The organism is Pseudomonas sp. P65(2024) (assembly GCF_057480955.1).
Genome location: NZ_JBLIYX010000003.1, coordinates 167,378 through 194,377, shown reverse-complemented (window position 1 = coordinate 194,377; position 27,000 = coordinate 167,378). Strand labels below are relative to the sequence as shown.

General features: G+C 65.0%; 22 protein-coding genes, 1 pseudogene and 1 riboswitch. Of the genes and pseudogenes, 14 read left to right on the top strand and 9 right to left on the bottom strand.

The window, feature by feature from the left end; translation table 11 throughout:
* From AC25MA_RS06215 to AC25MA_RS06190, 6 genes are all read right to left on the bottom strand, one after another.
* Window positions 1-564 carry a nucleotidyltransferase family protein gene (locus tag AC25MA_RS06215; RefSeq protein WP_197866310.1) on the bottom strand — a complete coding sequence of 188 codons (564 nt, stop codon included), beginning with the start codon at window positions 562-564 and terminating at the stop codon, window positions 1-3.
* The gene (locus tag AC25MA_RS06210) at window positions 561-1,532 is read right to left on the bottom strand and encodes an XdhC family protein (RefSeq protein WP_028689267.1); all 972 of its coding nucleotides are present in this window, start codon (window positions 1,530-1,532) and stop codon (window positions 561-563) included. Before AC25MA_RS06210 ends, AC25MA_RS06215 begins: the two co-directional genes overlap by 4 nt.
* Before the next feature lie 3 nt (window positions 1,533-1,535).
* Window positions 1,536-2,747, bottom strand: a complete 1,212-nt coding sequence (locus AC25MA_RS06205; protein WP_486971881.1) for a c-type cytochrome — start codon at window positions 2,745-2,747, stop codon at window positions 1,536-1,538.
* Window positions 2,748-2,749: 2 nt separating this feature from the next.
* Window positions 2,750-3,289, bottom strand: a complete 540-nt coding sequence (locus tag AC25MA_RS06200; RefSeq protein ID WP_028689265.1) for a (2Fe-2S)-binding protein — start codon at window positions 3,287-3,289, stop codon at window positions 2,750-2,752.
* Window positions 3,282-6,113, bottom strand: coding sequence for a xanthine dehydrogenase family protein molybdopterin-binding subunit (locus tag AC25MA_RS06195; RefSeq protein ID WP_028689264.1), 2,832 nt, complete (start codon window positions 6,111-6,113; stop codon window positions 3,282-3,284). Before AC25MA_RS06195 ends, AC25MA_RS06200 begins: the two co-directional genes overlap by 8 nt.
* A 175-nt stretch (window positions 6,114-6,288) precedes the next feature.
* Window positions 6,289-7,200, bottom strand: a complete 912-nt coding sequence (locus AC25MA_RS06190) for a LysR substrate-binding domain-containing protein (protein ID WP_486971880.1) — start codon at window positions 7,198-7,200, stop codon at window positions 6,289-6,291.
* Window positions 7,201-7,294: 94 nt separating this feature from the next.
* On the opposite strand from AC25MA_RS06190, the gene AC25MA_RS06185 reads away from it, so the two are divergent.
* The 6 genes and pseudogenes from AC25MA_RS06185 (at window position 7,295) to AC25MA_RS06160 (ending at window position 16,839) form a co-directional block, all read left to right on the top strand.
* The gene (locus tag AC25MA_RS06185) at window positions 7,295-8,386 is read left to right on the top strand and encodes a tartrate dehydrogenase (RefSeq protein WP_062364469.1); all 1,092 of its coding nucleotides are present in this window, start codon (window positions 7,295-7,297) and stop codon (window positions 8,384-8,386) included.
* Between the two features lie 249 nt (window positions 8,387-8,635).
* A complete protein-coding gene (locus tag AC25MA_RS06180; RefSeq protein ID WP_028689261.1) occupies window positions 8,636-10,234 on the top strand; it encodes a BCCT family transporter in 1,599 nt (532 codons plus the stop codon).
* Between the two features lie 121 nt (window positions 10,235-10,355).
* A complete protein-coding gene (locus AC25MA_RS06175; RefSeq protein ID WP_463402022.1) occupies window positions 10,356-11,477 on the top strand; it encodes an aromatic ring-hydroxylating oxygenase subunit alpha in 1,122 nt (373 codons plus the stop codon).
* 57 nt (window positions 11,478-11,534) lie between these two features.
* Window positions 11,535-12,509 (top strand): PDR/VanB family oxidoreductase, encoded by a 975-nt coding sequence (locus AC25MA_RS06170; protein WP_486971879.1) that lies wholly within the window; start codon window positions 11,535-11,537, stop codon window positions 12,507-12,509.
* 444 nt (window positions 12,510-12,953) lie between these two features.
* Window positions 12,954-15,943, top strand: a pseudogene (locus tag AC25MA_RS06165) (T6SS effector BTH_I2691 family protein).
* Between the two features lie 2 nt (window positions 15,944-15,945).
* Complete coding sequence (locus AC25MA_RS06160) at window positions 15,946-16,839, top strand: hypothetical protein (RefSeq protein ID WP_280071577.1); 894 nt, start codon at window positions 15,946-15,948, stop codon at window positions 16,837-16,839.
* Between the two features lie 285 nt (window positions 16,840-17,124).
* On the opposite strand, the gene AC25MA_RS06155 is transcribed toward AC25MA_RS06160, so the two are convergent.
* Window positions 17,125-18,312, bottom strand: coding sequence for an MFS transporter (locus AC25MA_RS06155; protein WP_486971878.1), 1,188 nt, complete (start codon window positions 18,310-18,312; stop codon window positions 17,125-17,127).
* A 112-nt stretch (window positions 18,313-18,424) separates the two neighbouring features.
* Here AC25MA_RS06155 and AC25MA_RS06150 point away from each other — a divergent pair, with 112 nt between their 5' ends.
* The 5 genes from AC25MA_RS06150 to AC25MA_RS06130 all read left to right on the top strand — a co-directional run bounded on the left by AC25MA_RS06150 (window position 18,425) and on the right by AC25MA_RS06130 (window position 23,752).
* Window positions 18,425-19,345 (top strand): LysR family transcriptional regulator, encoded by a 921-nt coding sequence (locus AC25MA_RS06150; RefSeq protein WP_062573683.1) that lies wholly within the window; start codon window positions 18,425-18,427, stop codon window positions 19,343-19,345.
* Between the two features lie 98 nt (window positions 19,346-19,443).
* The gene (locus AC25MA_RS06145; protein WP_486971877.1) at window positions 19,444-20,604 is read left to right on the top strand and encodes an acetyltransferase domain-containing protein; all 1,161 of its coding nucleotides are present in this window, start codon (window positions 19,444-19,446) and stop codon (window positions 20,602-20,604) included.
* 27 nt (window positions 20,605-20,631) lie between these two features.
* Window positions 20,632-20,829, top strand: a riboswitch (cobalamin riboswitch).
* A 114-nt stretch (window positions 20,830-20,943) separates the two neighbouring features.
* Entirely contained in the window at window positions 20,944-21,957 is a 1,014-nt protein-coding gene (locus tag AC25MA_RS06140; protein ID WP_486970795.1) for an ABC transporter substrate-binding protein, read from the top strand.
* Complete coding sequence (locus AC25MA_RS06135) at window positions 21,954-22,970, top strand: FecCD family ABC transporter permease (RefSeq protein ID WP_186597150.1); 1,017 nt, start codon at window positions 21,954-21,956, stop codon at window positions 22,968-22,970. The genes AC25MA_RS06140 and AC25MA_RS06135 overlap by 4 nt, the downstream gene beginning before the upstream one ends.
* Window positions 22,967-23,752: an ABC transporter ATP-binding protein gene (locus AC25MA_RS06130; RefSeq protein ID WP_186597148.1), complete on the top strand. Its 786-nt coding sequence runs from the start codon at window positions 22,967-22,969 to the stop codon at window positions 23,750-23,752. Before AC25MA_RS06135 ends, AC25MA_RS06130 begins: the two co-directional genes overlap by 4 nt.
* Before the next feature lie 70 nt (window positions 23,753-23,822).
* On the opposite strand, the gene AC25MA_RS06125 is transcribed toward AC25MA_RS06130, so the two are convergent.
* Complete coding sequence (locus AC25MA_RS06125; protein ID WP_028691652.1) at window positions 23,823-24,143, bottom strand: hypothetical protein; 321 nt, start codon at window positions 24,141-24,143, stop codon at window positions 23,823-23,825.
* The gene (locus AC25MA_RS06120) at window positions 24,116-24,406 is read right to left on the bottom strand and encodes a hypothetical protein (protein ID WP_232108757.1); all 291 of its coding nucleotides are present in this window, start codon (window positions 24,404-24,406) and stop codon (window positions 24,116-24,118) included. Before AC25MA_RS06120 ends, AC25MA_RS06125 begins: the two co-directional genes overlap by 28 nt.
* A 167-nt stretch (window positions 24,407-24,573) precedes the next feature.
* On the opposite strand from AC25MA_RS06120, the gene AC25MA_RS06115 reads away from it, so the two are divergent.
* The 3 genes from AC25MA_RS06115 (at window position 24,574) to AC25MA_RS06105 (ending at window position 27,000) form a co-directional block, all read left to right on the top strand.
* Window positions 24,574-24,729, top strand: coding sequence for a hypothetical protein (locus tag AC25MA_RS06115; RefSeq protein ID WP_155952705.1), 156 nt, complete (start codon window positions 24,574-24,576; stop codon window positions 24,727-24,729).
* A 58-nt stretch (window positions 24,730-24,787) separates the two neighbouring features.
* Window positions 24,788-25,267 carry a hypothetical protein gene (locus tag AC25MA_RS06110; protein ID WP_028691656.1) on the top strand — a complete coding sequence of 160 codons (480 nt, stop codon included), beginning with the start codon at window positions 24,788-24,790 and terminating at the stop codon, window positions 25,265-25,267.
* A 149-nt stretch (window positions 25,268-25,416) separates the two neighbouring features.
* Window positions 25,417-27,000, top strand: a complete 1,584-nt coding sequence (locus AC25MA_RS06105) for a sensor domain-containing diguanylate cyclase (protein ID WP_236248589.1) — start codon at window positions 25,417-25,419, stop codon at window positions 26,998-27,000.

The following is a 27,000-nucleotide window of genomic DNA, read 5'->3' as shown; positions in this document are numbered from 1 at the left end:
CTAGCCGAGCGCGGCGGGCGTATCGACGTCGCGCAATACCCCTGCGTCGTCTACCTCGACCAACCGCAACTGTTGCCGATGCCGTTGCAGCACCGAACGCGCGCCCTCATCACCGGTCATCAGTGCGAGTTCAGGCCAGTAGTTGCGCCCGAACAGCACCGGATGCCCATTCTGCCCCTGATGACGCGGCACCACGATGACCGCAGGGCCAGCGGTTTCGACCAACCGCCGTAAGGTCGCGGTCAGGATCCATGGCATGTCCCCCAACAGGATGGCGACCGCCTGTGCCTCGCTGTCATCCAGCGAGGCGGCGCCCGCCGCCAGGCTATGGCCCATGCCCAGCCCGGCATCGAGGCTATGGATGATCCGGCAGTCCGCCAGCAACCCCAGGTCCTCGCCCCGCTCGCCAGCGCGCAGCACCACGCGCACGTCGTCGAACGCCTCCAGGGCGTGCTCGACACTGTGCTGCAAAAGACTACGACCATCACCCAGCACGGCCCGGCGCTTGTCCGCGCCGAAACGCGACCCCTGGCCGGCCGCCAACACCAGCGCGACGATGCTCACAAGGCCTCGCGGGCGATGCCGCTACGGGTGCGCAAGATATCGGCGAGCACCGCCAGGGCGATCTCCGCCGGCGTCTTGCTGCCCAGGTTGAGACCGATGGGGGCATGGATGCGCGCCATCTCGGCATCGCCGAGCCCGCCGATACGGCGCAGACGTTCACGGCGCTTTTGCGAGGTGGCCCGCGAGCCCATCACGCCAATGTAGAACGCTTCGGTGTGTACCGCTTCGAGCATGGCCAGGTCGTCGATCTTCGGGTCGTGGGTGAGCGCCACCACCGCCGTGTCGCGGTGGCAGCCACCGTTGGCGATGAACAGCGAGGGCAGTTCCCGACGGATTTCTATCCCGTCGAGCACCACGTTGTCCATCACCTCGTCGCGAGGGTCGCACAGCACCACCTCGAAACCCAGGCCCTTGCCGAACTCGGCGCAGAAATGCGCGACACTGGAGTAGCCGGCCAGCAACAGCCGTTGGGCGGCGCCGACGCGCAGGCGCACGCATGCGCCGCCCTGCTCCACCCGTGGCCCCTGGCTGTGGTCGTCCTGCACCTGGCGTTCACCCGTACGCAGGTCGACCTCGCGCACAAGCCGGCGGCGGCCCAGCAAGGCCGCCTCCAGCTCGCCCAGGTGCGCCTGGGTCGCGCAGTCGCCCGGCAGGTTCTCCACCAGCACATCGAGGATGCCACCGCAGGGCAGGCGGATGTTGCCGCGAGTGTCGCTGCCGTCGCCATAGCGCACCATGGTGACGGCCGCGGCGAACTCGCCAGCGGCGACGCGTTCGAGGAAGTCCTCCTCGACGCAACCGCCGGACAGCGAGCCGACCCAGTGCCCCTGGTCGTTGACCGCCAGCAGCGAGCCCGGCGCGCGAGGCGCCGAGCCATAGGTGCAGAGCACCGTGCACAGCCACACGCGCAAGCCGTCACGCGACCACTGCGCCGCCTGGCGCACCACCTGCAGGTCGAGATGCTGCACGGGTCAGTCCGCCTTCAGCTGGGCCAGCTGCTGGGTGGTCAGGTCGCCCGGCAGGCCGCCCCAGGCTTCGCGCAGGTAGTTGACCATGTCGGTCAGTTGCCCGTCGTCGAGCTTGTCGGCGAAGCCCGGCATCGGCTGCATGCGCTCGAAACCGGTGAACTGCTGCTCGCGGATGCCATCGACGATGGCCTTGACCAGATTGCGCGAGTCGGCCTGGCGCAGCACGGTGTTGCCGCGCATGGCCACGGCGATGTGCGGCTTGCCCTCGCCCTCGACACCATGGCAGCCGGCGCAGACGTTGAGGTACTGCTGACGGCCACGCTTGGCGCTCTCGCCCATGGTCTCGTGGGCGACTGTCTGCACCACCTTGGCCGCCGGCGGCTGGTCACCGAGCAGGTAGGTGGCCATGGCCGACAGGTCGCTGTCCTGCAGATGCTGGGTGCTGTGGTGCACCACCGGGTACATCTCGTTGAACATGCTGCCCTGAGCGCTGACACCGTGCTTGAGGAAGGTCGCCAGATCCGCATGGTTCCAGCCACGGTCGGCCAGGTCCTGGGCCAGCAGGCTAGGCGCCAGATAGCCCAACAGCAGGCCGCCGGTCAGGCGCTTGTCCTGCTGCAGCGCGCCAATCGGGTTGCGCGGGGTGTGGCACTCGCCGCAGTGGCCGAGCACCTCGACCATGTACTGGCCGCGTTTCCACGCCTCGCTGTTGCCCTTGCCCTCCTCCAGCTGCACGCTCTTGCCGTACAACAGGTTCCAGCCGACCAGGCCGGTGCGCACGTTGAACGGGAAGCTCAGGCTGGTTTGCGGGGCCGGACGGTTGATCGGCGCCACGCTCATCAGGTAGGCATGAATCGCGTCGGAATCCTCCCGTTTGACCAGGTGGTACGAGGTGTACGGCATGGCCGGGTACAGGTTGGCGCCGTCCTTGCGCTTGCCCTCGGTGAGGGCGGCGAAGAACTCGTCGCTGCTGTAGTTGCCGATACCGTACTGCTTGTCCGGGGTGATGTTGGTGCCGTAGATGGTGCCGAACGGCGAATGGATCGGCAGGCCGCCAGCATAGGGCGCGCCGCCTTCGGCAGTGTGGCAGGCCATGCAGTCGGCGGCGCGGGCCAGGTATTCGCCACGCTTGATCAAGGCCTCGCCCGCCGCCTGGGCGTTGCAGGCGACCAGTGCGCCGATGGCCAGCGCCAGGCTGCTCAGAATGCGCGTCATGCTCAGCCCTCCTTGACCAGGCCGAGGTCGCCCAGCACTTCGCGGGTTGCCTCGTAGTAGCGCACGTAGCCGGTGCAGCGGCACACATGGTGGCCGAGGCTGGCCTCGATGGCACCCTCCAGCTCACTCTGCTTCAGCGGCTTGCGCTGGGCTTTTTCCACCAGCACCGTGGCGGCGTTGACAAACCCCGGCGCGCAGTAACTGCATTGGAAGGCGAAGCGATCGACGAACTTCTGCTGGATCGGGTTCAACTCGCCCGGATTGCCGGCTTCGTCGAGCTTGGCGTGGCCCTCGATGGTGCGGACTTTCTTGCCCTCGAAGTAATGCGCGCCGGTGATGCAGGTGCGCACCTCTTCGCTGGTGCCGTCGGGGTTGTCGACGATTACCACGCAGGCATGGCAGATACCCTGGCCACAGCCCAGACGCGAGCCCGTAAGGTTCTGGTATTCGTGCAGGTAGTCGATCATCGCCAGGTCATCGGGGACCACTTCGGTGACGACAGGTTGACCGTTGAGGGTCAGTTGCAGCTTGCGGTCAGCCATTGAGGGCCTCCTTGACTCGGGCGGGGGTGATGGGCAGGTCGCGCACGCGCTTGCCGATGGCATGGGCCACGGCATTGCCGATGGCGCCGACCACCGGGATCATCACCACTTCGGCGATGCCCTTGGACGGGTCGGTCGGCGACAACGGCGGCAGGATCTCCGAGGTCTGCTTCCACACCGCCACATGCCTGGCCATCGGCAGGCGATAACGGTTGAAGTTCCAGTCGCCCTCGCCCGGGCCACCCTCGTACAGCGGCATTTCCTCCAGCAGCGCATGGCCGATGCCCATGGCGATACCACCCTCGAGCTGGCCCTTGACCAGCTCCGGCACCAGTACCCGGCCGCACTCGACCCAGCTGTGGTGGTTGAGCACCGTCACCTCGCCGCTGCCCTTGTTGACCTTGACCTCGACGATGGTCGCCACCGGGCTGTAGTAGGTGACCATGGCGTTGTTCAGCTGGGTGGCCGGGTATTCGGCGTTCTGCCGGTCGAGCAGGTGGAAGCCGGCGCTGTTCATCTGCGCCTTCTTCGCGTTCACCGCGCCGTCGCCGTACTTTACCGCCACGGCATCGAGCGGCAGGCGCTCGCGCACGCCGTCGATGACGAAGTCGGCCTCGGCCCAGCTCCAGCGGTTGAAACCGTGCACGCTGACGCCGGTGACCAGGCCCATTTCGTGGGCTTTCTTCGCCAGCGTGGCGAACGGGATCGGCGCCAGGCCATTACCGGTCAGCTCGCCGTTGACCCACACCGCGTTCTCGCGGCGCACAACCAACGGGTTGGCCTGGCCGCCATACGGGCCTTGGCTCCACAGGGCCATTGCCGCCGGCCACAGGCCGTGGTTGAACAGCACGCGGGCCGCTTCGCGGGTGGCGTGGCTGAAGTAGAACGCCGAGTTGGTCGCCGACGACGGCGAGGCCAGCTTGCCGACCCAGCGCGGGTTGCGCAGTGCGGCGTCCTGCTCGGCCTGGCTGATCAGGTAGGGGTTGCCGCTGGTGGTCAGCGCCAGCTCCGGCCATTCGGTCTGGGCGGTCATGACCTCGTCGGCGACACGGCCGAGGAAGTCGCTGACCACCAGGGCCTGGGAGGTGGACATGCCAGTGCCCAGCTCGGTGCCGATATGGCGCAGGCTGATGCGGCCATCGGCGCTGAACTCGACCGCCGCCATCGGCGCCTCGGAGCCGGTGCCGAAGTCTTTCTGGGTGATGGCAAAGCCCACGCCATACCAGTTGTCGTGGTCCTTGGCGTCCTCGGCCTGCTTGCGCGCCTGGCGGTTCTTCCACCAGTCGTGCGCGGCGGCCTTGTCGAGGATCTCGTGCAGACGCAGGGCACCGGCAGGCACCGCACCCTGGGTGTTCTTCATGCCCGACTTGAGCGCGTTCTTGCGGCGCAGCTCGATGGCGTCCACACCCAGGCGGTCGGCGATCTCGTCGACCATCATCTCGGTGGCAGCCATGCTCTGCAGGGTGCCGTAGCCGCGCATGGAGCCGGCCTCGACACCACGGGAATGGTACGCGGTCACCGACAGGTCGTTCTGCGGCATGTAGTAGATCGACTGCGCCGCGGTGGCGCCCACGGCGGCCACCGACGGGCTGTAGTTGATGCGCCCGCCGCCGTCGACGCTCATGTCGGCGCGGAAGATCTTGAAGCTCATGTCCTTCTTGTCGACGGCCAGCTGATAGCGGATGTCGAACGGGTGGCGCTTGATGCCGCTCTGGAACTGCTCGTAGCGGTCGTTGGCCAGGCGGATCGGCACGCCCGCGCCGTACAGCGCGGCGACGGCGGCGTAGAACACGAAGATGTTGTTGTCCTTGGAACCGTAGCCAACGGTGTAGCCCGGGTGCATGTTCAGGTGCTTCAGGCCGAAACGCGACGGCTTGATCATGTGCACGCATTCCTGCGCCACTTCGAACGGGCACTGGGTGGCCACGACGAAATGCAGGGTGCCGGTGGCCGGGTCGAACCAGCCGTTGCCGTTGTCCGGCTCGAGGGCCGCGGGCTCGATCGACGGAGTCTTGTAACGCTCGTCGAACAGCAGCCAGTCTTCCGGCGGCTGCTTGAGCTGCTCGTCGATGCGCTGGGCGTAGAACATCCCCTGCTCGGTGAGGTTGCCGTGCTGCTTGGGCTCGGCGGTCCATACCGGCTTGCGCGCCAGGATGGTGGGGAACAGCATGGTGTTCTTCAGGCTCGAGTATTCGTCCTCGTCGAACGGCGTCTTGCCGCCCACGCGCACGAAACGGAAGCTGCCGTAGGGGTCGCGCTGGTACAGCGGGGCCTGGGCGCCGTAGCGGATCGCCTGGTCGTTGAACTGCAGCTTGAGCTTGGCCTTGCGGAAACGCTCGAAGTCGTTCCAGATCAGGATCGCCACCGGGTGGCCGATGAACATTGGTACCTGGCCCGGCGGCAGCAGCGGATCTGGCGAATGGGCCTCGGGCCAGGCAATGCCGTCCTTCTTCAGGTCGTCGGCGGTGACGATGCGGTCCGGTTGCAGCTCGGCGCCCAGCAGCGACAGGTCGTAGCCTGCGTAAAGGCGGTCGGCCTTGGTGGCCTTGAGCAGCATGGCGTGGCCCTGCTGCTGCGGCCAGCCAGGCATGTCCTTGGCGCGAATGTCGCGGGCGAACACCTTGTTGCCACAGACCTTGGACAACGCATCGTTACGAAAACGCGCCTTGCCGTCGTGGTTCATCCACTTCTGCGGCGAAGTGGTGACCTTGCTTTCCATCAGGGCGGCGAAGGCCTGGCTGCCGAGCGGCGCCAGGGTCACGCCGACACCGGCGACCAGCCCACCTTGCAGGAACGAGCGCCGGGAAATATCACGGTTGGACATGGTTGATCCTCTGGGTAGCTCTTGGGCTGCCCATGCTTTTTCTGGTGCTTGAAAACTGGGAGGGCGCGCACGATCACAAAAACTGACTACGAAGTCAAGTTAACGATCGTAGAGTGCCACTGCAAGTCAAGCAGACAACTTGTCGCGGGGGGGGGCGCGATCGCGCCGCGAAGGCTCAATCCGGCAAGCGATAGCGCTCGACGAAGTATTGGCGGAAGAACTCCACCGCCACCCGCACCTTGGCTGAACCGGCCAACGGCGCGGTGTACACCGCCCAGATATCCGCCACCTGCTGGTAGTCCGGCAGCACCTGCACCAGCCGACCCTCGGCGATGCTGTCGTGCACGTCCCACCACGAGCGCAGCAGGATGCCGCGCCCATCCAGGCACCACTGGTGCGCCACCTCGCCATGGTTGCTCGACAACGCGCCGGTCACCCGCACGCTCTCCTCGCCCTGCGGCCCTTCCAGGTGCCATAGCCCGAACGGGTGGTCGCGCTCCTTGATCACCAGGCAGTCATGGCTGGCCAGGTCCGCCAGCACCCGTGGCGCGCCATGCTCGGCCAGGTACGAAGGCGCCGCGCAGAGCACCCGGCGATTACGCGCCAGGGGCTTGGCGATCAGGTGCGGGGCGATCACGTTGCCCACGCGGATGTCCAGGTCGACGCCTTCGGCGATCAGGTCCACCAGGCGGTCGTGCACATCCAGACGGATGTCCAGGCGCGGGTAGCGCGCCGCCAGTTCCGACAGCGCCGGCGCCACGAAGCGTCGCCCCAGGCCCAGGCTGCTGGCGATGCGCAACTGACCGACCGGCTCGCGCTGGCCGGCGTTGAGATCGTCGTCCATGCGCTGAAGGGTCTCGAAGATCTGCTGCGCCCATTGATACACCCGCTCGCCCTCCTCGCTCACCGTCACCCGCCGGGTGGTGCGGTGCAGCAGGCGCACGCCGAGGCTGTCCTCCAGCAGGCGGATGCGCTTGCTGACGAACGCCGCCGACATGCCACGCTCGTCGGCCACCGCGGCGAAGCTGGCGCGGCGAGCCACCTGCAGGAAGATGTCGAGGTCGTCCAGGTTCGGCAGATTATTCACGATTCGTGCACCAAGAATTGATGGATTGCCGGATTATCTCCGAAGCACAGCCTTATAGCATGGCCGCATCTTCCCTGAACACGAGAGGCGCCCCATGACCAAGACCTTCAAGATCGCCGCCATCCCCGGTGACGGCATCGGCAACGAAGTCCTCCCCGAAGGCCTGCGCGTGGTCGAGGCCGCCGCCCGCAAGCACGGCCTGAACCTTGAGTTCGCGTTCTTCGAATGGGCCAGCTGCGACTACTACCTGGCCCACGGCAAGATGATGCCAGACGACTGGTTCGACCAGCTCAAGGGCTTCGACGCCCTGTACTTCGGCGCCGTCGGCTGGCCGGACAAAGTCCCTGACCATATCTCGCTGTGGGGATCCTTGCTCAAGTTCCGCCGCGACTTCGACCAGTACGTGAACATCCGCCCGGTGCGCCTGTTCCCCGGCGTGCCCTGCCCGCTGGCGAACAAGCAGCCCGGCGACATCGACTTCGTGGTGATCCGCGAGAACACCGAGGGTGAATATTCCTCCCTGGGCGGGCGCATGTTCGAAGGCACCGACAACGAGTTCGTGCTGCAGGAGTCGGTGTTCACCCGCCGTGGCGTGGACCGCATCCTCAAGTACGCCTTCGACGTGGCGCAGACCCGCGAACGCAAGCACGTCACCTCGGCGACCAAGTCCAACGGCATGGCCGTGAGCATGCCCTACTGGGACGAGCGCACCGCCGCCATGGCCGCCCACTACCCCGAGATCAGCTGGGACAAGCAGCACATCGACATCCTCTGCGCCCGTTTCGTGCTGCAGCCGGAACGTTTCGACGTGGTGGTGGCCTCCAACCTGTTCGGCGACATCCTTTCGGACCTCGGCCCGGCCTGCGCCGGCACCATCGGCATCGCGCCGTCGGCCAACCTCAACCCCGAGCGCACGTTCCCGTCGCTGTTCGAGCCGGTGCACGGTTCGGCGCCGGACATCCACGGCAAGAACATCGCCAACCCGATCGCCATGATCTGGTCCGGCGCGCTGATGCTCGAGTTCCTCGGCCAGGCCGACAACGACGCGCGCTACCAGGCGGCCCACGACGACATTCTCAAGGCCATCGAGACAGTGATCGCCAACGGCGACACCACCCGCGACATGGGCGGCAGCCGCTCGACCCAGGAAGTGGGCAAGGCCATCGCCGCGCTGCTCGGGGCCTGAGTCGGCGACAGGTCATCGCGCTGCAAGCCCGCTCTCACAGGAAGATGTGCTGCCTGGGGGAGCGGGCTTGCCAGCCAACCATCCGGATTGTCCGACGATCCTATTGCCACCCACTTCGATTCGATGCAGAATCTGTAAACCAAAAGATACTTGTTATCCAATAGTTAACGGAAAGGAAAACCCAGCCTCGATACGGACTTCCCAAACGCCTGACGCCTACTACAAAAAAAATGCTCCAGGAGACAATTGATGTCCCCCAATAACAAAAAGATCGATGTGTTCCTGATCGCCGTGAGCCTGTTGGCCGTGCTGCTCACCGTGATCGGCCTTGCTGCCTTCCCCGCCCAGGCCGAAAGCCTGGCCAACCAGCTGTTCGAGGTGGCCACCCGCACCTTTGGCACCAGCGTCCAGGTCCTGGTGTTCGGCAGTTCCCTGGCCGTGCTGTACCTGGCCTTCAGCAAATACGGCAACATCCGCCTGGGCGCCGGCAAGCCGGAGTACTCCACCACCACCTGGGTGTTCATGTTCATCTGCGCCGGCATGGGTTCCTCGACCCTGTACTGGGGCGTGATGGAGTGGGCCTACTACTACCAGACCCCGGGCCTGAACATCGCGCCGATGTCGGCCAAGGCCCTGGAGTACAGCGTCAGCTACTCGTTCTTCCACTGGGGCATCAGCGCCTGGTCGATCTACGCCCTGGCCTCGCTGGCCATGGCCTACCACTTCCATGTGCGCAAGAAGAGTGGCCTGAACCTGGCCTCGATCATCGAGGCGGTCACCGGCTTCAAGGCCACCGGCCCTGTCGGGCGCGCCGTCGACCTGATCTTCCTGCTGACCATGATGGGCGCGCTGACCGTGTCGCTGGCGCTCACCGCCTCGACCCTGACCCGTGGCCTTGCCGACCTGGCCGGCACCCCCAACACCTTCACCGTGCAACTGCTGGTGATCGGCGCGGTGGCGCTGCTGTTCTCCTTGAGCTCGTACATCGGCATCGACGGCGGCCTGCAGCGCCTGTCGAAGATGGTCTGCATCGGCGCCCTGGTGTTCGCCGCCATCGTCCTGCTGGTCGGCCCGACCCAGTTCACCCTGAACAATACCGCCAACTCCATCGGCCTGATGCTGCAGCACTACGTGCAGATGAGCCTGTTCACCGACCCGGCCGGCGACGGCGCCTTCACCCGCAACTGGACGGTGTTCTACTGGCTGTGGTGGGTGTCCTACGCGCCGGGCGTGGCCATGTTCGTCGCCCGCGTCTCGCGCGGCCGGCTGATCAAGGAAGTGGTGTTCGCCCTGCTGCTGGGCGGCAGCTTCGGCTGCTGGTTCTTCTTCGGCGCGCTGGAAAGCTACAGCATGCACCAGTTCATCAACGGCCAGATCGACGTGCCCAAGCTGCTCGGCACCCTCGGTGGCGAAGCGGCGGTGACCGACCTCTTGCTGGCCCTGCCGTGGGGCACGCTGTTCCTCGCCGCGTACCTGTTCATCATGGCGGTGTTCTGCGCCTCGCACATGGACGCCGCCGCCTACGCCGTGGCCGCCACCAGCACCCGCAACCTGCGCGAGGGCGAGGACCCGAGCCCGACCCTGCGCCTGTTCTGGTGCGTGGTGCTGACCCTGGTGCCGCTGGCCATGCTGTTCGCCAAGGCCTCGCTGTCGACCATGAAGACCGCCGTGGTGCTTACCGCGATCCCGTTCATGGTGATCCTGCTGGTGAAGATCTACGGCTTCTTCAAGTGGCTGGCGGCCGACTACGGCCAGGTGCCGGCGTACCGCATCGAGGAAGAGGCCACCCGCCTGGCCGGAGAAGAGCCACCCATGCAGGCACCACGCAGCGCGGCGGCAGTGCACTGAGTCTGGATTTGTCGTGGGAGCGGGTAAGCCCGCTCTCACATTGCCAAACCTGCGACAAATTTTTTTGCCCAGCTTGTTAACCAACAGATACGCGTTAACCAATAAGAACCGAGATAGAACCATGAACGATTTCAAACGCCTGCCCGCCGACTTCTGCGCCAACCCCGAAGTGGCCTTCACCCTCCCGGCCACGTTCTACACCCAGGCCGCCGTCTTCGAGCACGAGAAGGAAGCGATCTTCGCCCGCAGCTGGATCTGCGTCGGCCACCGCTGCGAAGTCGCCGAGAAGAACGCCTACATCACCCGCCAGGTGATCGGCGAAAGCATCATCGTCGTGCGTGGCCGCGACGACGTGCTGCGCGCCTTCTACAACGTCTGCCCGCACCGCGGCCACCAACTGCTCGAAGGCAGCGGCAAGGCCAAGAACGTCATCACCTGCCCGTACCACGCCTGGACCTTCAAGCTCGACGGCGAACTGGCCCACGCGCGCAACTGCGAGAACGTGGCCAACTTCGACAAGGACAACTCCACCCTGGTGCAGTTGCGCGTCGAAGAGTATGCCGGCTTCATCTTCATCAACATGGACAACGACGCCGGTTCCGTCGAAGACCAGCTGCCCGGCATGCAAAAGCGCATGCGCGAAGCCTGCGCGGTGATCGACGACCTGCACCTGGCCGCGCGCTTCGTCAGCGACACCCCGGCCAACTGGAAGTCGATCGTCGACAACTACCTCGAGTGCTACCACTGCGCCCCGGCCCACCCCGGCTTCTCCGACTCGGTGGACGTCGGCCAGTACAGCCACAGCCTGCACGGCAACTGGACCCTGCAGTACGGCCTGGCCAAACCGTCGGAGCAGTCGTTCACGTTCGATGAAACGGTCAAGGACCCGTCCTTCGCCGGCTTCTGGGCCTGGCCGTGCACCATGTTCAACGTACCGCCGGGGGCCAACTTCATGACCGTGATCTACGAGTTCCCGGTCGATGCCGAAACCACCCTGCAGCACTACGACATCTACTTCCTCAACAAGGACCTCACCGAGGAGCAGCGCAAGCTGATCGACTGGTACCGCGAGGTGTTCCGTCCCGAGGACCTGCGCCTGGTCGAGAGCGTGCAGAAGGGCCTGAAGTCCCGCGGCTACCGCGGCCAGGGGCGGATCATGGTCGATTCGCAGCGCAGCGGCGTGAGCGAGCACGGCATCGCCCACTTCCACAACCTGATCGCCGTCGCCCACCTGGACGACTGAACACGCTCCCCGCCCCGCGCCAGGGCCTGGCGCGGGGCTTCGTTGTCGAGGTACGCCATGGCCAAGCAATACGAAATGTTCAAGGTGCGCGTGACCGGCGTGGAACAGGCCACGCCGCAGATCAAGCGCTTCACCCTGGCCCGCGCCGACGGCGCCGCCCTGCCCGCCTTCAGCGGCGGCAGCCATGTCATCGTGCAGATGCAGTCGGCCTGCGGCAGCCAGTTCAGCAATGCCTACTCGCTGATGAGCGACCCGCGCCAGTTGCACAGCTATCAGATCGGCGTGCGGCTGGAGGAGCAGTCCAAGGGCGGTTCGGCGTTCATGCATCAGCAGGTCGAGGTGGGCAGCGAGCTGACCATCTCCACCCCCAACAACCTGTTCGCCCTCGACCCCAAGGCGGGACGCCACGTGTTGATCGCCGGCGGCATCGGCATCACCCCGTTCCTGGCGCAGTTGCACGAGCTCGAAGGCGGCGCCACCCCCTACGAGCTGCACTACGCCTTCCGCGCCCCCGAGCACGGCGCCTTCCAGGGCGACCTGGCGCAAGGCCCGCATGCCGGCAACACCCGCTTCTATATCGACAGCCTGGGGCGCAAGCTCGACCTCACCGCGCTCTGTGCGGGGCTCACCGATGACGCCCATCTCTATGTGTGCGGGCCCAAGCCGCTGATCGACGCGGTGATCGCCAGCGCCGCCGCCGCCGGCATCGCCGAGTCCCGCGTGCATTGGGAACAGTTCGCCGCCGCCGCGCCGGCCGCAGGCTCGGCGTTCACCGTGGTACTGGCGCGCTCCGGTACCGAACTGGAAGTCGAGCAAGGCATGACCATTCTCCAGGCCATCGAGAAATCCAAGGCCGCCAAGGTCGAGTGCCTGTGCCGCGAAGGCGTGTGCGGCACCTGCGAGACGGCGATCCTCGAAGGCGAGGCCGAGCATTTCGACCAGTACCTGAGCGACGAGGAGAAAGCCTCGCAACAGACCCTGATGCTGTGCGTCTCGCGGGCGCGCTCGGCGCGCCTGGTGCTGGATCTCTGAGCCCCGGCGGCGGATCGCCTGCCCACGCGGATTCGCCGGTGAGATGTAACTGAATACTGCCAATAAGCGCTGAAAAGGAAAATCAGAGAAACGTCCTACGTGGTTTTGGGAAGCCCTGTCGACCACCCTCAATCCGCTCCTCGCTAGTGTTTCAGGTCTGCGTAACGTCGCCCATGGCTGGCTGCAACAGCCAGCCACGGGCCTGCACGACGGTACGGCCATTGTCAGCCAGCGAGGACCTTATGCGAACGCCCCCCGGAACACGTCAGCACCAAACCCCCGAGCCCCAATCGAGGCGCTCAACGCCGTCATGCTGCGATAGCCTACAGGCCACTTCCAAGATGCCAGGCAATGACGAGCCCCGTCTCGTTCAAGGACAGCCGTATCCGAACGACCTCTCATGCCCAGCCAATCAAACACTGGCCCCACGCAAGGAGCTAATCCATGACTGACGCCACCGTCAGCAGTGCCACCTCCGGCCCCGCCTGCAGCCCACGCGTGCCCATCCTGCCGGTGCGCTATGCCATCGTGCCGCGTACGGGCGATGCCCCGGCCTGTCGCTACGCAGGCGCAGGCTTCAACCTGGAACAAGGCTTCGCCCCGCTGCAGCACTCGTCCTACACCCTGCGCGCGCTGCGCCCAGGCTACATCTACGTGTTCATGAAAGGTCCTCAGGGCGAAAAGCTGATCATTCATGAGTACGACGGCGAAGGACATTACCGGGAGCTGCGCTACCAGGGCCTGGAAGGCTACCACTTGCGCGAACGCTACCTGGCCAGCCAGAGCATGGGCTGGGTATGGGCCGACACCTGCCCGGATACCGCCAAGGAAGTGTGGATCGGCTACAGCCCGCACCTGTGGACCAACACCACGACTGCCCGCATCACCGCTTCAGCAGCCCTGCGCAAACGGCATATGCGCCAGCTGGACATGGCCGAGCTGATTGCCGGCAACCCAGTCCCCTCCACCCAGCCCCATGTACTGCCGCTCAGTGCGCTGCAAAACTGGGTCGAAGACTACAAACCGGCAAGCCGGCGTATGTCCCTGAGCTGGAGCAGCCACGCGTCCACCGGCATCTTGTCCATCGGCAGGCTCAACGCCATTGCCCGGGACTATCCCAGCACCCAGCCGAAAATACCGGTGGTGGTGGCGCTGGCTGATGCTGAAGGCGTGGCCCTGGACCTGAGCCTGTCGGTCTCGGCCTACCAGCACCAACTGCACGACCTGATGCCCGCCGAGCAACTGGAACACACCAAACCTGCACAAGGCTCCGAGCAGGCAGGCGTACCGGCATGCTACCAGCTCGATGCCGAACGGCTCAGCCAGCAGAGCCGCGATTTTCACCATCGCAACCTGGTCGCCCTGTTGCTGAACAAAACCCTGGAGACGATGTACCCAGCGGATATGCCCTCTACCGAAGTGGTCGAGATCAGGCTGCAGTCCACCCGCACCGGATGCCCCCTCTCCCCGGCCGAGGCACGTTATCGGGCCCTCACTCACGAGGACTATTCCCCAAACGGTGCGCGTTTGGCGCTGCGCATCGATACCGACAAATACCTGCAGTTCCTCGCCGAACGCGATGAGCTGGAGCAGCGCATTGCAGGCCTGCGCAACCTTGCCCTGCAAGCCAGTCATGATCACGACGCGTGGCTGGCCACGGCCGAAGCTGCGCATATCGATGCCCCCTACAGCCTGGCCGCCGCACTGGCGTGCTATGACCGCAACGAACGCATCTCGGCCCGTGGCCTGGAAATCGCCCTGGCCCTGCTGATTTACCCGATGGGCCAGCCGACACCCGGTACCGAAGACCGAGACCTGCGCTTCAAACGCCTGGAACAGTGGCTGGACCAGCACGACAGCCCGCTCTACACCGCCCTGGCGCCGTTCAACCCCTTCAAGGACAAAGCCGATGCGGCCGGCGGTGTGCTGGGGGGCAGCGACAATGTCATCGAAGGGCTGGCCGGGCGTTTTCCGGCCATTGCCGACATCACCGATCTCACTGCCCAGTCCGTCAACGCCGTGGTGCTCAAACGCCTGCGCGGCCAAACCCGCTGGGATGCCAGCCACACCCTGCGTCAGCAGGTGCTGCTGGCGGCGCGTGAGGCCAATGCCGAGAAAGCGCTGGGGCTGTTGGCGGCGCGTTACCAGATCACCGACCAGGTCATCCGGGAAAACCCGTTCAGCCAGGAGGTGGAGCGGTATTTGAAGAGCGGCATGGCGCAGGTTGAGGAAATGAAGCAGCTGCGTATTTCGGGCAATCGGACGGTGGCGGTTGAGTTGACCACCACTGCGCGGGTTAAACCCAACTTGCTCGGGTTGCTTACGTCGGGCGGAGGCGGTGGTCTGAACGCCGGGATGCTGTGGTTCAACGTGATCTCGCTGAAGACGGCTTACAACAGCCTGCAGAAAAGCGATGCGCCGGAATACACCTTGGGGTTTGCGGCGTCGATTTTCGGGGTGATTGGTGCGGCCGCGGCGACATTGGTCAGCGTGCGGGCAACGCAGAAGGCTGTGATGCTGAGGTTGAGTTCGACGGCGCCGGGGATGGCGTTTGGTAACGGCGTGATCAAGTTCCTAAGTAGTAATCTCTTTGCGCGCTTAGCGGGATATCCCGCAATTGGCTTTGGCTTGTTTTCTGATTTCTCAAAGGCGTGGCGCCAGCACAGTAACGGCAACTCAACCGCCGCTTGGTATACGGTGGGCGGTGGACTGACCGTGGCTGCTGGTTCTGTGGTCGCCCTAGAAGCTGGACTCGCAGTTGCGGGAGCTACGTCAGTAGTGCCCTTTGCTGGGTGGGCCGCAGCCGGGCTAGTGCTTCTAGGAATAGCGATTATTGCCGGAGGCTTATACCTTCACGCCCAGGCACATGCGCACCTGCACTCCCCTATTGAATTCTGGGCAGCACGGAGCATATTCGGCAATCGTAAAAACGATGGAGAGGCACGTTCCGAGATCGTTCTGGATCACGAACAAAAACTTCCTGAATTTCCCTCACTGCAAGACGAACTTAAAGCCTGGCACGACGAGCACTACGGACCAAGGTTAATATCTGCAGAAGAAGCGCGATACTTTGGTATAACCGGAGTCGACAGCGGTTGGTATGAAAATAATTACTGGACGCCAGCAAACTGGACCGCCATCACCCATAACGAAGTCACCACTACACAATCCACCGTGGAATTCACAGTATTCCTACCGGGCTTCATCGTAGGCACAAGCGAATGGTCAGGTAGCTTGAGCAGCCTTCGTGAAGACGGTGAAATAGTCGTATTTCCACTTTCTGCTGTTTGCTACGTTGTGGGCGCCGGCTTGATTCTGCATTTCAAGCACACGCTGACCCACCAAAATCATGCCTCACTGCATTTAGTCTATAGCTCCAATCAAGGCTTGAATGAAAAAATGAGGTTAATTCAATTTTTCGTCTCGAGCGTTGACCATGACAGTTAAATGGATATTTACTATAAACTCAAAATCCGAAAATGAAGCCGCAATTACTGGACAGCTAGTAAATTTGCATAACAACACATTATGCCTACGAAACCCATGGGTAACAGACTCCGTTTTTATGGGAAAAACTTATACAGCACTGATCCTCGGAGGAATGATTACTATCTACCCAGAGTTACTATCAATAAAATCATTAAACATCGACGCCCTCGATCTTGCCTTCATAGCCATGATGACAATTTCACCCTTAATTTTTCTTCCCTTCCTGCTTTACCGAGTCTATTTTATAAGAAACCTCTCTGGATTTTATTTCAACTGCTCAACCAAGAAAATTTACTATCAGCGAGGCAAAAAACTTATAACCTTTAATTGGAAAAATTTATACGGAGGCGTATTCCAACGCACTGAATTCGGCGGCTCATCCTTCAGCACCAGTTATGCACTCGCCTTCGCCCCACCTCGGGAGGATGGCAGCCTGCACCAAAAAGATTGCTTATGGGTCGACAGCAACGAACCCACCGAATCCGGCATCAAGCACGTCGCCGAAGTCTGGGAATACCTTCGCCACTTCATGAACAACGGCCCGGCCAAACTCCCTCCTCCCCGCGAACCCAACTGGTGGCACAAACCTCTGCACGCCATCTGTCTGACACCAGGCGAAGCCTGGCGTCACTACGCCCCTTGGCGAACCGGCGAACCTGGGGAAATGCAGGGCAAAAAAAACTGGCAGTTACCGTTTTGGGCAGTGCTGTTTCCTTACAACTTCACTCTCGCCGTCTGTTGGTACATCGTCTGCCACCTGTTCAACGTCCGTGCCGCACCTCCTCCGCCGGAGGCTTTCGAGCAAGCCCCTGTCCAGCCAAGTAAAAGGAAGCGCAAATGAGGGTCAACTGACTCGTTGGTCACCGCCCGAGTCGACCATCACCACCTTTGCACTCTCCACGGGGAAGGCACCGTCATCAGTGGCGCGGGCAGAGGGGATGAACTCAGCTGCGGCACGCCAGGGAGACAAGACCAGCCATGGCGGTGTCCTGATCGAAGGCGCCCCTGCCTGGCTGATTGACTAAGGATCGGCAGGATTGCAACAAGTCGCTCTGCAGCCATCTCAAACCCGGCTGCCGTCTCCCCTATGGCGTAACCGCGCCTTGGCTGGACGGTGGAGCAGAACTCACTCGCTCCGTTGCAGCACCAGCGTGGCCATCAACGCCAACACAGCAAACCCACAAGCCACGTAACCCAGTGCAGCCAGACCAAGCCCCTGGATCGCCGCGCCCCCCAGCGCGGCACCGGCGGCGATGCCCGCGTTGGCCGCCGACACGTTGAGGGTCCCGGCCAGGGCCTGGGCCTTGGCGCCGGCCCGCATCACCCGCACCTGGCACACCGGGAAAAGCGCCGTGTAGGCGATGCCCCACAGGGCCAGGGCGCCCACCAGCAGCAGCGGGTTGCCGATCACCGGGGTGACCAGGCCCATGCCCAAGGCCAGCATCGCCAACAGCAACAGCGTGGCCCGCAGCGGGCTGCGATCGACGATCCGTCCGGCCAGGGCGTTGCCGAGCATGCCCACCAGACCAAAGCCCATCAGCCACCAACCGACCGCGTTGGCCGGCACGGCGGCGAGCTGTTCGAGGATCTCGGCCAGGTAGGTGTAGGCAGTGAACATGGCGGTGAACACCAGCGCCGACAGCAGCACATGGGCGATGAAACGACGGTCCTTGAGAATCACCGACTGCCGCTCTCCCGCGGCGCGGGCCGGGACCGCCGGCAGGGGTGGCAGCCAGACCAACATCAGCAGCGCCACCAGCAGGCACAGCCCGGCGAGCAACCAGAAGCTGCCGCGCCAGCCGACCATCCCGGCGGCAAGGGTGCCCAGCGGGATGCCAAAGACGAACGCCGCCGTGATCCCCAAGTAGACCCGCGCCACCGCCCAGCCCTCGCGCCCCTGGCCCACCAGTTGCCCGGCGCTTTCGCTGGCGGTACCCCAGTACACCGGCAGGACCAACGCGGCGAGGAACCGCGCCATGGCCAGTACCCAGACGTTCGGCGCCAGCGCCGACAGCGCATTGGAGGCGGCGAACAGCAGCAGGATGGCGATGAACAGCCCCTTGCGTGGCAGGGCCGACAGCCAGGCGGTGAGCGGCGGCCCGAACAGCATCACGGTCACCGCGAACAGGGTGACCAACTGGCCCGCGCCTGCCACCGACAGTCCAAGGTCGCGTGCCAGCGCGGGCAGCAGGCCAAGAATCAGGAACTCGGTGGTCAGCACCGCAAAGCCGCCGACGGCGAACAGGCCGATCGACAGCCCAGCACGCGGCGCCGGCCGCGCCAGGGTGGCATGGGTCAAGCTGGAGGTGGACATCTACTGCGATCCTCGATGAATGGCAGGCCAGCTTAATCTGGAATGTTGTTCCGATTACTGGTAGATATTCCCTTATCAAGTGAACAATATTCAGCAATCGCGAGTCCATGCCATGTCCGCCTCGGAACGCCTGAAAGACATCGACTTCTTCGTCAGCGTGGCCAACGCCGGCAGCTTCATCGCCGCCGCCGAGCGCATGAACCTCACCAGCTCCGCCGTAAGCAAGGGCGTGGCCCGCCTGGAGAAACGCCTGCAGGTACGCCTGTTCGAGCGCACTACCCGACGCCTGGCCCTGACCGACAGTGGCGCCGACTACTACCGCACCTGCACCCGCGTGCTGGCGGAGATCGAAGAGGCCGAACTGGCCCTCAACGACGAGCACAAGACCCCCTGCGGCAAGCTGCGCATCGACCTGCCGGCCACCTTCGGCCGCCTGCACGGACTGCCCGCCGTGCTCGACTTCGCCGCGCTGCATCCGCGATTGCAACCGCACATCACCCTCTCCGACCGCTTCGTCGACCTGGCCGAGGACGGCATCGACATCGTCGTGCGCATCGGTGGACCACAGACTTGGCAGCCGGGCATCGAGCACCGCTACCTGGGCAGCCAGCGCCTGGTGTTCTGCGCCGCCCCCGCCTACCTCGCCCGGCACGGCACGCCCCGCGACCTGCAGCAGTTGCAGGCCCAGGGCTGTGTGCTCTACGCCTGCGCCGACGGCAGCACGCCGGCCCTGCACTTCGCCGGCGCCCGCCCGGGCCTGGCGCAGCTGCGGCCGATGCCGGGCCGCCTGGCCATCGGCGATGCCGAGGGGCAGGCCCTGGCCATCAGCGCCGGGCACGGCATTGCCCAACTGCCGACCTGGCTGGTGCAGCGCCAGCTCGACACCGGGACGTTGCAGCAAGTGCTGCCGGAGTACGCGATGGAGGGGTTGCCGATCAACCTGGCCTGGCGTCGCAACCGTGGGCATCTGCCCAAGGTGAGCGCGACGGTCCAGGCCCTGGCCGAGCGGCTGGGACCACTGATTCAGGGCTGATTCAAGTGGAGTGCCAGCGCATGGCTGTATCCAGGTACAAACAAATGAAATAAAATAACATTTCATTTGAATGATACCTCTGCCAGCGACCCTCCTCGATGACCAGCCTCCCGACCGCCCTCCCCAGCCAACGCCTGCACAGCATCGACGCTCTGCGCGGCCTGGTGATCCTGTTCATGCTGCTGGACCACGTGCGCGAAACCTTCTTCCTGCACCGTCAGGTCAGCGACCCGATGACCATCGACGCGACCGACCCCAGCCTCTTCATCAGCCGCACCCTGGCGCACCTGTGCGCGCCGGTGTTCGTGCTGCTCACCGGGCTGTCGGCCTGGCTTTACGGCGAAAAGCACCAAGGCCGGGGCGATGCAGCGACGTTCCTGTTCAAGCGCGGCCTGTTCCTGGTGCTGCTGGAGCTCAGCCTGGTCAACTTCGCCTGGACCTTCCAGTTGCCGCCGAGCGTGATCTACCTGCAGGTGATCTGGGCCATCGGCCTGAGCATGATCGCCCTGTCGCTGCTGGTGTGGCTGCCACGCCCGCTGCTGCTGGCCCTCGGCGCGCTGATCGTCGCCGGCCACAACCTGCTCGATGGCCTGCACTTCGCGCCGCACTCGGCGCTGCATGTACCCTGGGCGATCCTGCACGAGCGCAGCTGGCTGGAGCTGCCCGACGGCTTGCGCCTGCGTACCTCCTACCCGGTGCTGCCATGGATCGGCGTGATCGCCCTGGGCTACGGGCTCGGCCCCTGGTTCGGCCGCGGCAGCGATGCCGGCGAGCGCCAGCAGCGCTTGCTGCTGGGCGGCATGATGCTGCTGCTCGGCTTTGTCGTGTTGCGCCTGCTCAATGGCTACGGCGAGGCGCCGTGGACCTTCTACGCCAACGGCTGGCAGACGTTGATGAGCTTCTTCAACATCACCAAATACCCGCCGTCGCTGCTGTTCCTGGCCTTGACCCTGGGCGCTGGCCTGTTGCTGCTGCGCACTTTCGAGCGTGCGGGAGACGCCCGTTGGATCGGCCCGCTGGCAGTGTTCGGCGCCGCGCCGATGTTCTTCTACCTGCTGCACCTATATGTGCTCAAGCTGCTGTATGTGGCCTGCGTGGGGCTGTTCGGCCTGAACCAGGGCAGCTATTTCGGCTTCGACGGCATCGGCGCGGTGTGGCTGGTCGCGGTGCTGCTGGCGATCGCCCTGTACCTGCCGGTGCGCGGCTTCGCCCGGCTCAAGGCGCGGCGGCGCGACATCGCCTGGCTCAAGTACCTGTAAAAGCGTTTTCACCCGATGGCCCGATGGTCTACCATGCCGCCCGCCGGTTTCCACACGGAATCAAAAGGGAATCCCGGGCGCGCCGAGGGCGGGCCAAAGGGAACTGCCCCCGCAACTGTAGGTGCCGAGCCTGCGCCATCGATGCCACTGGGTCTGCCGCCCCGGGAAGGCCGGCGCCGGCCAGGACGCACCAGTCAGGAGACCTGCCGGCACGCATTCACCAACCGGCGGGGTGTCCGGGATGGTCATCCGCCCCTGGCCGCGTGCTTGCCGCGCGACGCTTGGCGATGCCTGTCCGTGGGCCATTCCGTGCACCACCCGACAGGAGATCGCCCCACCATGCCGTACCGCCTCGCCACCCTGCTCGCCGGCCTGTCACTGGCGGGCCTGGCCCACGCCGACGCCACCCGCTACCCGTTGACCATCGACAACTGCGGTTTGCCGCAGACCTTCGCCCAGGCCCCGCAGCGCGTGGTGACCATCGGCCAGGCCGGCACCGAGTTGCTCTATGCCCTGGGCCTGGGCGAGCGGCTGGCGGGCACCTCGCTGTGGTTCAACAACGTGCTGCCCGAGTTCAAGGCGCAGAACGACAAGGTCGAGCGCCTGGCTGACAACGAGCCGGGCTTCGAGGCGGTGGTCGGCAAGCGCCCGCAGCTGGTGACCGCGCAGTTCGAATGGATGGTCGGCGCCCAAGGCGCGGTCGGCACCCGCGAACAGTTCGCGGAGCTGGGCATTCCCACCTACCTGCTGCCCTCGGACTGCGAAGGCAAGGACAACCTGGTGGGCGCCGACGGTACCCGCCTGCAGCCGTTCAGGATCGACACCATCTACAGGAGCGTCAGTCAGCTGGCCGAGATCTTCGACGTGCAGGATCGCGGCGAACACCTCAATGCCGAGCTCAAGGGCCAGCTGGACCAGGCCCGGCAACGCCTGGCCGGCCAGGACCTGAGTCACACCAGCGCGCTGTTCTGGTTCTCCAGCGCCGACCTGAAGGTCGACCCTTACGTCGCTGGTCGCCAGGGCGTGGCCGACTTCATGCTGCAGACCCTCGGCGTGCGCAACGTGGTCGAGTCCCGCGAAGAATGGCCGGCGGTAGGCTGGGAGACCCTGGCCAGGGCCAACCCCACCTGGCTGATCGTCGCGCGCATGGACCGCCGCCGCTACCCCGCCGACGACTACCAGACAAAGCTCGAGTTCCTGCGCAGCGACCCGGTGACCCGCAACATGGACGCGGTCAAGCAAGGCCGGATCATCGTCCTCGACGCCGACGCCATGCAGGCCGGCATCCGCCTGTTCCGTGGCCTGGAGGTGCTGTCCAGCGCCTTTGCCAGTGGTAAAGCGCCACAACCATGAACCGTTTGCTGCCCATCAGTGCCTTCGCGCTGTTCGCTCTGTGCCTGGCCATGCTCGCCGGGATCGCCATCGGCGAGACGCGGATCAGCGCCGAGGTGGTCTGGCAGGTACTGGCCAACCAGCTGTGGCAGGCCGGCCATGCGCTCGACCCCATCGACGCCGGCATCGTCTGGAACTACCGCCTCCCGCGCACCCTGGTGGCCGCCGCCTGTGGCGCGGGGCTGGCGACCTGCGGGGTGATCCTCCAGGCGCTGCTGCGCAACCCGCTGGCCGAGCCGTACCTGCTGGGCCTGTCGGCAGGCGCCTCGACCGGTGCCGTGGCGGTGGGGCTGTTCGGCCTGGGCGGCGCGGTGCTGTCGCTGTCGGCCGGTGCCTTCATCGGTGCGCTGGCCGCGTTCGCCCTGGTACTGGTGCTGTCGCGGGCCAGCGGCAGCCGACACGACAATGCGCAGGTGATCCTCGCCGGCATCGCCGGCTCGCAACTGTTCAACGCGCTGACGGCCTTTCTGATCACCAAGTCGGCCACCGCCGAACAGGCCCGGGGCATCCTGTTCTGGCTGCTGGGCAACCTCAGCGGCGTGCGCTGGCCGTCGGTCTGGCTAGCGCTGCCGGTGGCCGTGCTCGGGCTGGCGGTGTGCCTGTGGCACCGCCGGGCGCTGGACGCCTTCACCTTCGGTGCCGATTCGGCGGCCTCGCTGGGCGTGCCGGTGCGGCGCACGCAATTGTTGCTGATCAGTTGCACGGCGCTGGTGACTGCGGTGATGGTCTCGATCGTCGGTGCCATCGGCTTCGTCGGCCTGGTCATCCCCCACGCCCTGCGCCTTCTGCTCGGCCCCGGGCACAGCCGCCTACTGCCGGCCAGCGCGCTGGGCGGTGCGTTGTTCCTGATTGTCGCCGACATCCTCTCGCGGACCCTGATCGCCGGCCAGGTGATCCCGGTGGGCGTGGTCACCGCCTTGATCGGCGCGCCAGTGTTCGCGCTGATCCTGGTCAGCCGCCGGGGGCGTCCATGACCGTGATGACCGCCCTCGCCAACGCCCCGCTTGTCTGCGAGGGGCTGGGCCTGCGCCTGGGCGGCCGCGAAGTGCTGCAAGACATCGACCTGAGCGTGATGCCCGGCGAGACCCTCGGTGTGGTCGGCCCCAACGGATCGGGCAAGTCAACCCTGCTCAAGCTGCTCGCCGGCCTGCGCACGCCCAGCAGCGGCAGCGTGCGTTTGCTGGGCGAGGCGCTGGAGCGCATGCCGCGTCGCCGGGTTGCGCAAAGCCTGGCGCTGGTCGAACAGCAGGCCGATACCCTGGACGCCATCAGCGTCTACGACGCCGTGGCACTCGGCCGCACACCGTGGCTGTCAGCCCTTGCGCCGTTCGGCGCGGACGACCGTGCCATCGTCGAGCAGGCCCTGGCCGACGCCGACGCCGGCCACCTGCGTCGGCGCCTGTGGGGCGAGCTGTCCGGCGGCGAACGCCAGCGCGTGCACATCGCCCGGGCCCTGGCCCAGCGGCCGCAGGTACTGCTACTGGACGAGCCGACCAATCATCTTGATATCCAGCATCAACTGAGCCTGCTGCGGCAGGTTCAAGCGCTGTCGGTGACGACCCTGGTGGCCTTGCATGATCTCAACCAGGCGTTGACTTGTGACCGGTTGGCGGTGCTTGACCAAGGACGGTTGGTTGCCTTGGGGATACCGGAGGTGGTGCTGACACCGGAGCGGATATCGGCGACATTCGGGGTTCAGGCCCACTACCTGATCGATCCGTATGATGGGGCGCGGGTACTGCGGTTTCGCGCCTGAAAGCGCTGGAGCCGCTTCGCGACCCCAGCATCGTTTGTCATAGCGCTGAGCAGAGGTTACAGCCTGCATCTCAGCCCATGTATCCTGCAGGCGGCAACCTCCACGCCTGCAGCTCCAACGGCGTCATGCCCGCCAGCACCTGCACGAAGGTTTCAGTCAGCTCACTGCTGACATTGCCGTGGAATCGGTAGTTGCTCAGCAGGTAGCGCCGGACCGTTTTCGGCCAGTTGTTCGCCAGGTGGGCAGCCTTGATAATGCCTTTGGCATCCTGGTAGTTGGCGGCAGGCTTGACCTGGGTCAGGCGGCGCTCGAAGTGGCTGAAGCTCCAGTCGTCCTCGCGGGCCTCGAATTCATCCAGCAGTTTCACCTTGTACAACGCAAGCTCAGGCATGCGTGATCTCCTTGTGATGGGGGTGGAAGGAGACGGTAGGCGAATACAGCGGGAATGAAAATGAACGCGGTGTTGAGTGTTGTGCAGGAAGGCTGGAAGGATCTGTCAGACTGTACAGACGCGCGTGCCGGGCGCAGGGCCTGGTCGCCCTTGGCATCGAAGCTGCCCAGCAGCAAGGCCACCGTCGGCGCATCATCAATGGCGCCGAGGGAACTGCCGCAGGTGGCGCAGAACGCTGGCAAGCCACCTTTGTAGAGGGTCATGGGGGTTACCTTCCCTGGCTGGCGGGATTGCCGCACAATAGCCAACCTGGCACCTGCCAGCGGCGCAAAAGTGTTACGCCGTGTGGCATGCCGGCCTGCGGCGCCTGCGACTCCTGCTACAGTGCGCCCGCGGCCCGTCCGGCCCCTGCAATGATGGAAACCTGCTGATGGAAAGAATGATCCAGTTCGTGGCCGTGGTGGTGGTCTGCACCCTCATCGGCGTGGCCTGTGAACACTACGAAGTGAACCGCTACCTGAAATGGCTGCTGATGGCCCTGCCGGCGATCCTCTGGGTACGCCTGCGCAATCCGCTGCAACGCTGATTCCTCGATCACGGGATTACAGTACACTCCCAGGCCTTACCGTGCCCAAGGCCCCACCATGCCCCGCCTGCCCCGTCTACTGCTCCCCGTGTTGCTGCTCGCCGCCCTCGCCGCCTGCGACCAGAAGCCCAGCCGCGAGGAAAAGATCCTCGCCAACCTGCCCCTGCAGGAAGCTTACGACCACAACATCGAGCGCATGGCCGGGCTGCTGGCCATGACCCATGCGCAGGTGCCCCAGGACAAGATCAAGGACGTGCTGCGCAAGCACCTGACCGTCGACGACCAGCGCCGTGACCTGTTCAGGCTCTACAGCGAAGAGCACTTCAGCGATGCCGAGTTCGACCTTATCGTTCAGGCCACCCGCGATCCGGCCAAGGCCAGGGAACTGGGCCAGAGCGAGGAAGGCAAGCGCCTGAGCGAGAAGCTCACCACGCTGATGCGCGAAAGCGCCAGCGACGCCAAGGTCCAGGCCTTGGTGCAGGAGCGCATGCAACAAGTCGAGGACGACCTGCAAGCACTGGAGCAGACTGCCCCCTGAACGTAGGTAACAAGGGAGGATAATTCCGTGAGTCCCGTGGGAAACCGGAGCCACCTTTGTCCTCCAACCCTGCAATTGCGCTCAAGCATGGTCCACTTTGGACCAAGCGCGTAAGGTGTGTTTTCCGCTGTATCCGACGAGGCCAAGGATTGCGATATTTCACCCCGCACGGACCGCGCCCCGACCTGCGCACCCTCATACTCGCCCTTTGCGCCACCACGGCCCTGGTCATGCTGCTGGCCAGCTATTTCGCCAGTTACCGGGTACAGCGGCAGCTGCTGATCGACAGCGCCCTGGAGGCCAACCGGGCCTATGCCGCCAAGTTGGCCGCCGTGACCGAGACCACCCTGGTCAATGCCCTGCAGCAACTGGCTTACGGCGCCCGGCAAAGTGGCCTGCACCCGGATGACGACAGCCTGGTGCAAGCTGAGATCGACCGCCTGCAGCAACAGAGCAACCTGTTCAACTCCACCCTGCGGGTCGACGCCCAGGGGACCGTGCGCTCGCTATCGCCCGCACCGCTGCAGCACCTGGCCGGCAGCCAGGCAACCTCACCCGGCGCCCGGCAAGCCTTGCGCGAGCGCCGCACGCTGGTCTCCACACCTTTCCTGTCGGCGGCCGACAACCTGCTGGTGGTGCTCTCGCAACCGATCTTCGACGCCAGCGGCCACTACCACGGCTATATCGGCGGCAGCCTGTACCTGCGCGAACGCAACCTGCTCAACAGCCTGCTGGGCACGCACTTCTACCAGAACGGCTCGTACCTGTACGTGGTCGACCGCAACCGCCGGCTGCTGTTTCACCCCGACAGCAAACGGGTCGGCACCCTGGTAGGCGAAAACGCGCTGCTCGACGACCTGCCGAACCTCGACCATGGCACCCGGCGCCTGGTCAACAGCCAGGGCGTGGAGATGCTCGCCGGGTTCGCCACGGTACCCAGTGCCGGCTGGACCATCGTCGCCCAGCAGCCACTGCGCCAAACCGTGGAACCGCTTCGCCAGCTGATCCTCAATGTAGTGGTGATTTCCGCGCCGCTGGCGCTGCTCGGCTGCCTGCTGCTGTACTGGCTCACGCAAGTCATCGCCCACCCGCTGCGGCAGTTGGCCAGTGTCGCCCGGGGCATGGGCCAACAGCAGACCACCGAACGCATCCACCAGGTCCGTGCCTGGTATGCAGAGGCCGCGGAGCTCAAGCGTGCCCTGTTGTTCGGCGTGAACCTGCTGCAGGAGCGCATCGGCCGGCTCAACCGAGATGCCCAGACCGACCCGCTGACAGGGCTGGTCAATCGGCGCGGGCTGCAACAGGCACTGCGGGTGCAACAGGCCGAGCAGTGCGGGTTTGCCGTGGTGGTGCTGGACATTGATCACTTCAAGCGGATCAACGACAGCCACGGCCACGATGCCGGCGACCGTGTGCTGCAGCAGCTGGCCAGGCTGATGCGCGGGACCTGCCGCGAAGGCGACGTGCTGTGCCGTACCGGCGGCGAGGAGTTCCTCATGCTGCTGCCGGGTGCCGGCCTGGAGGTGGCGACAGCTGTCGCCGGCCACCTGCGCCTGACGGTCGAGCACACCCCGATCGTACCGACCGGTACCGTCACCATCTCCCTGGGTGTTGCCAGCTGGCAGCCCCGCGACGCTGGCACGCCTGCCGACGCCCTGGCCAGGGCCGACAAGGCGCTATACCAGGCCAAGCAGAAGGGACGCAACCGCGTCTGCATCGACAGCCCGGCCTGA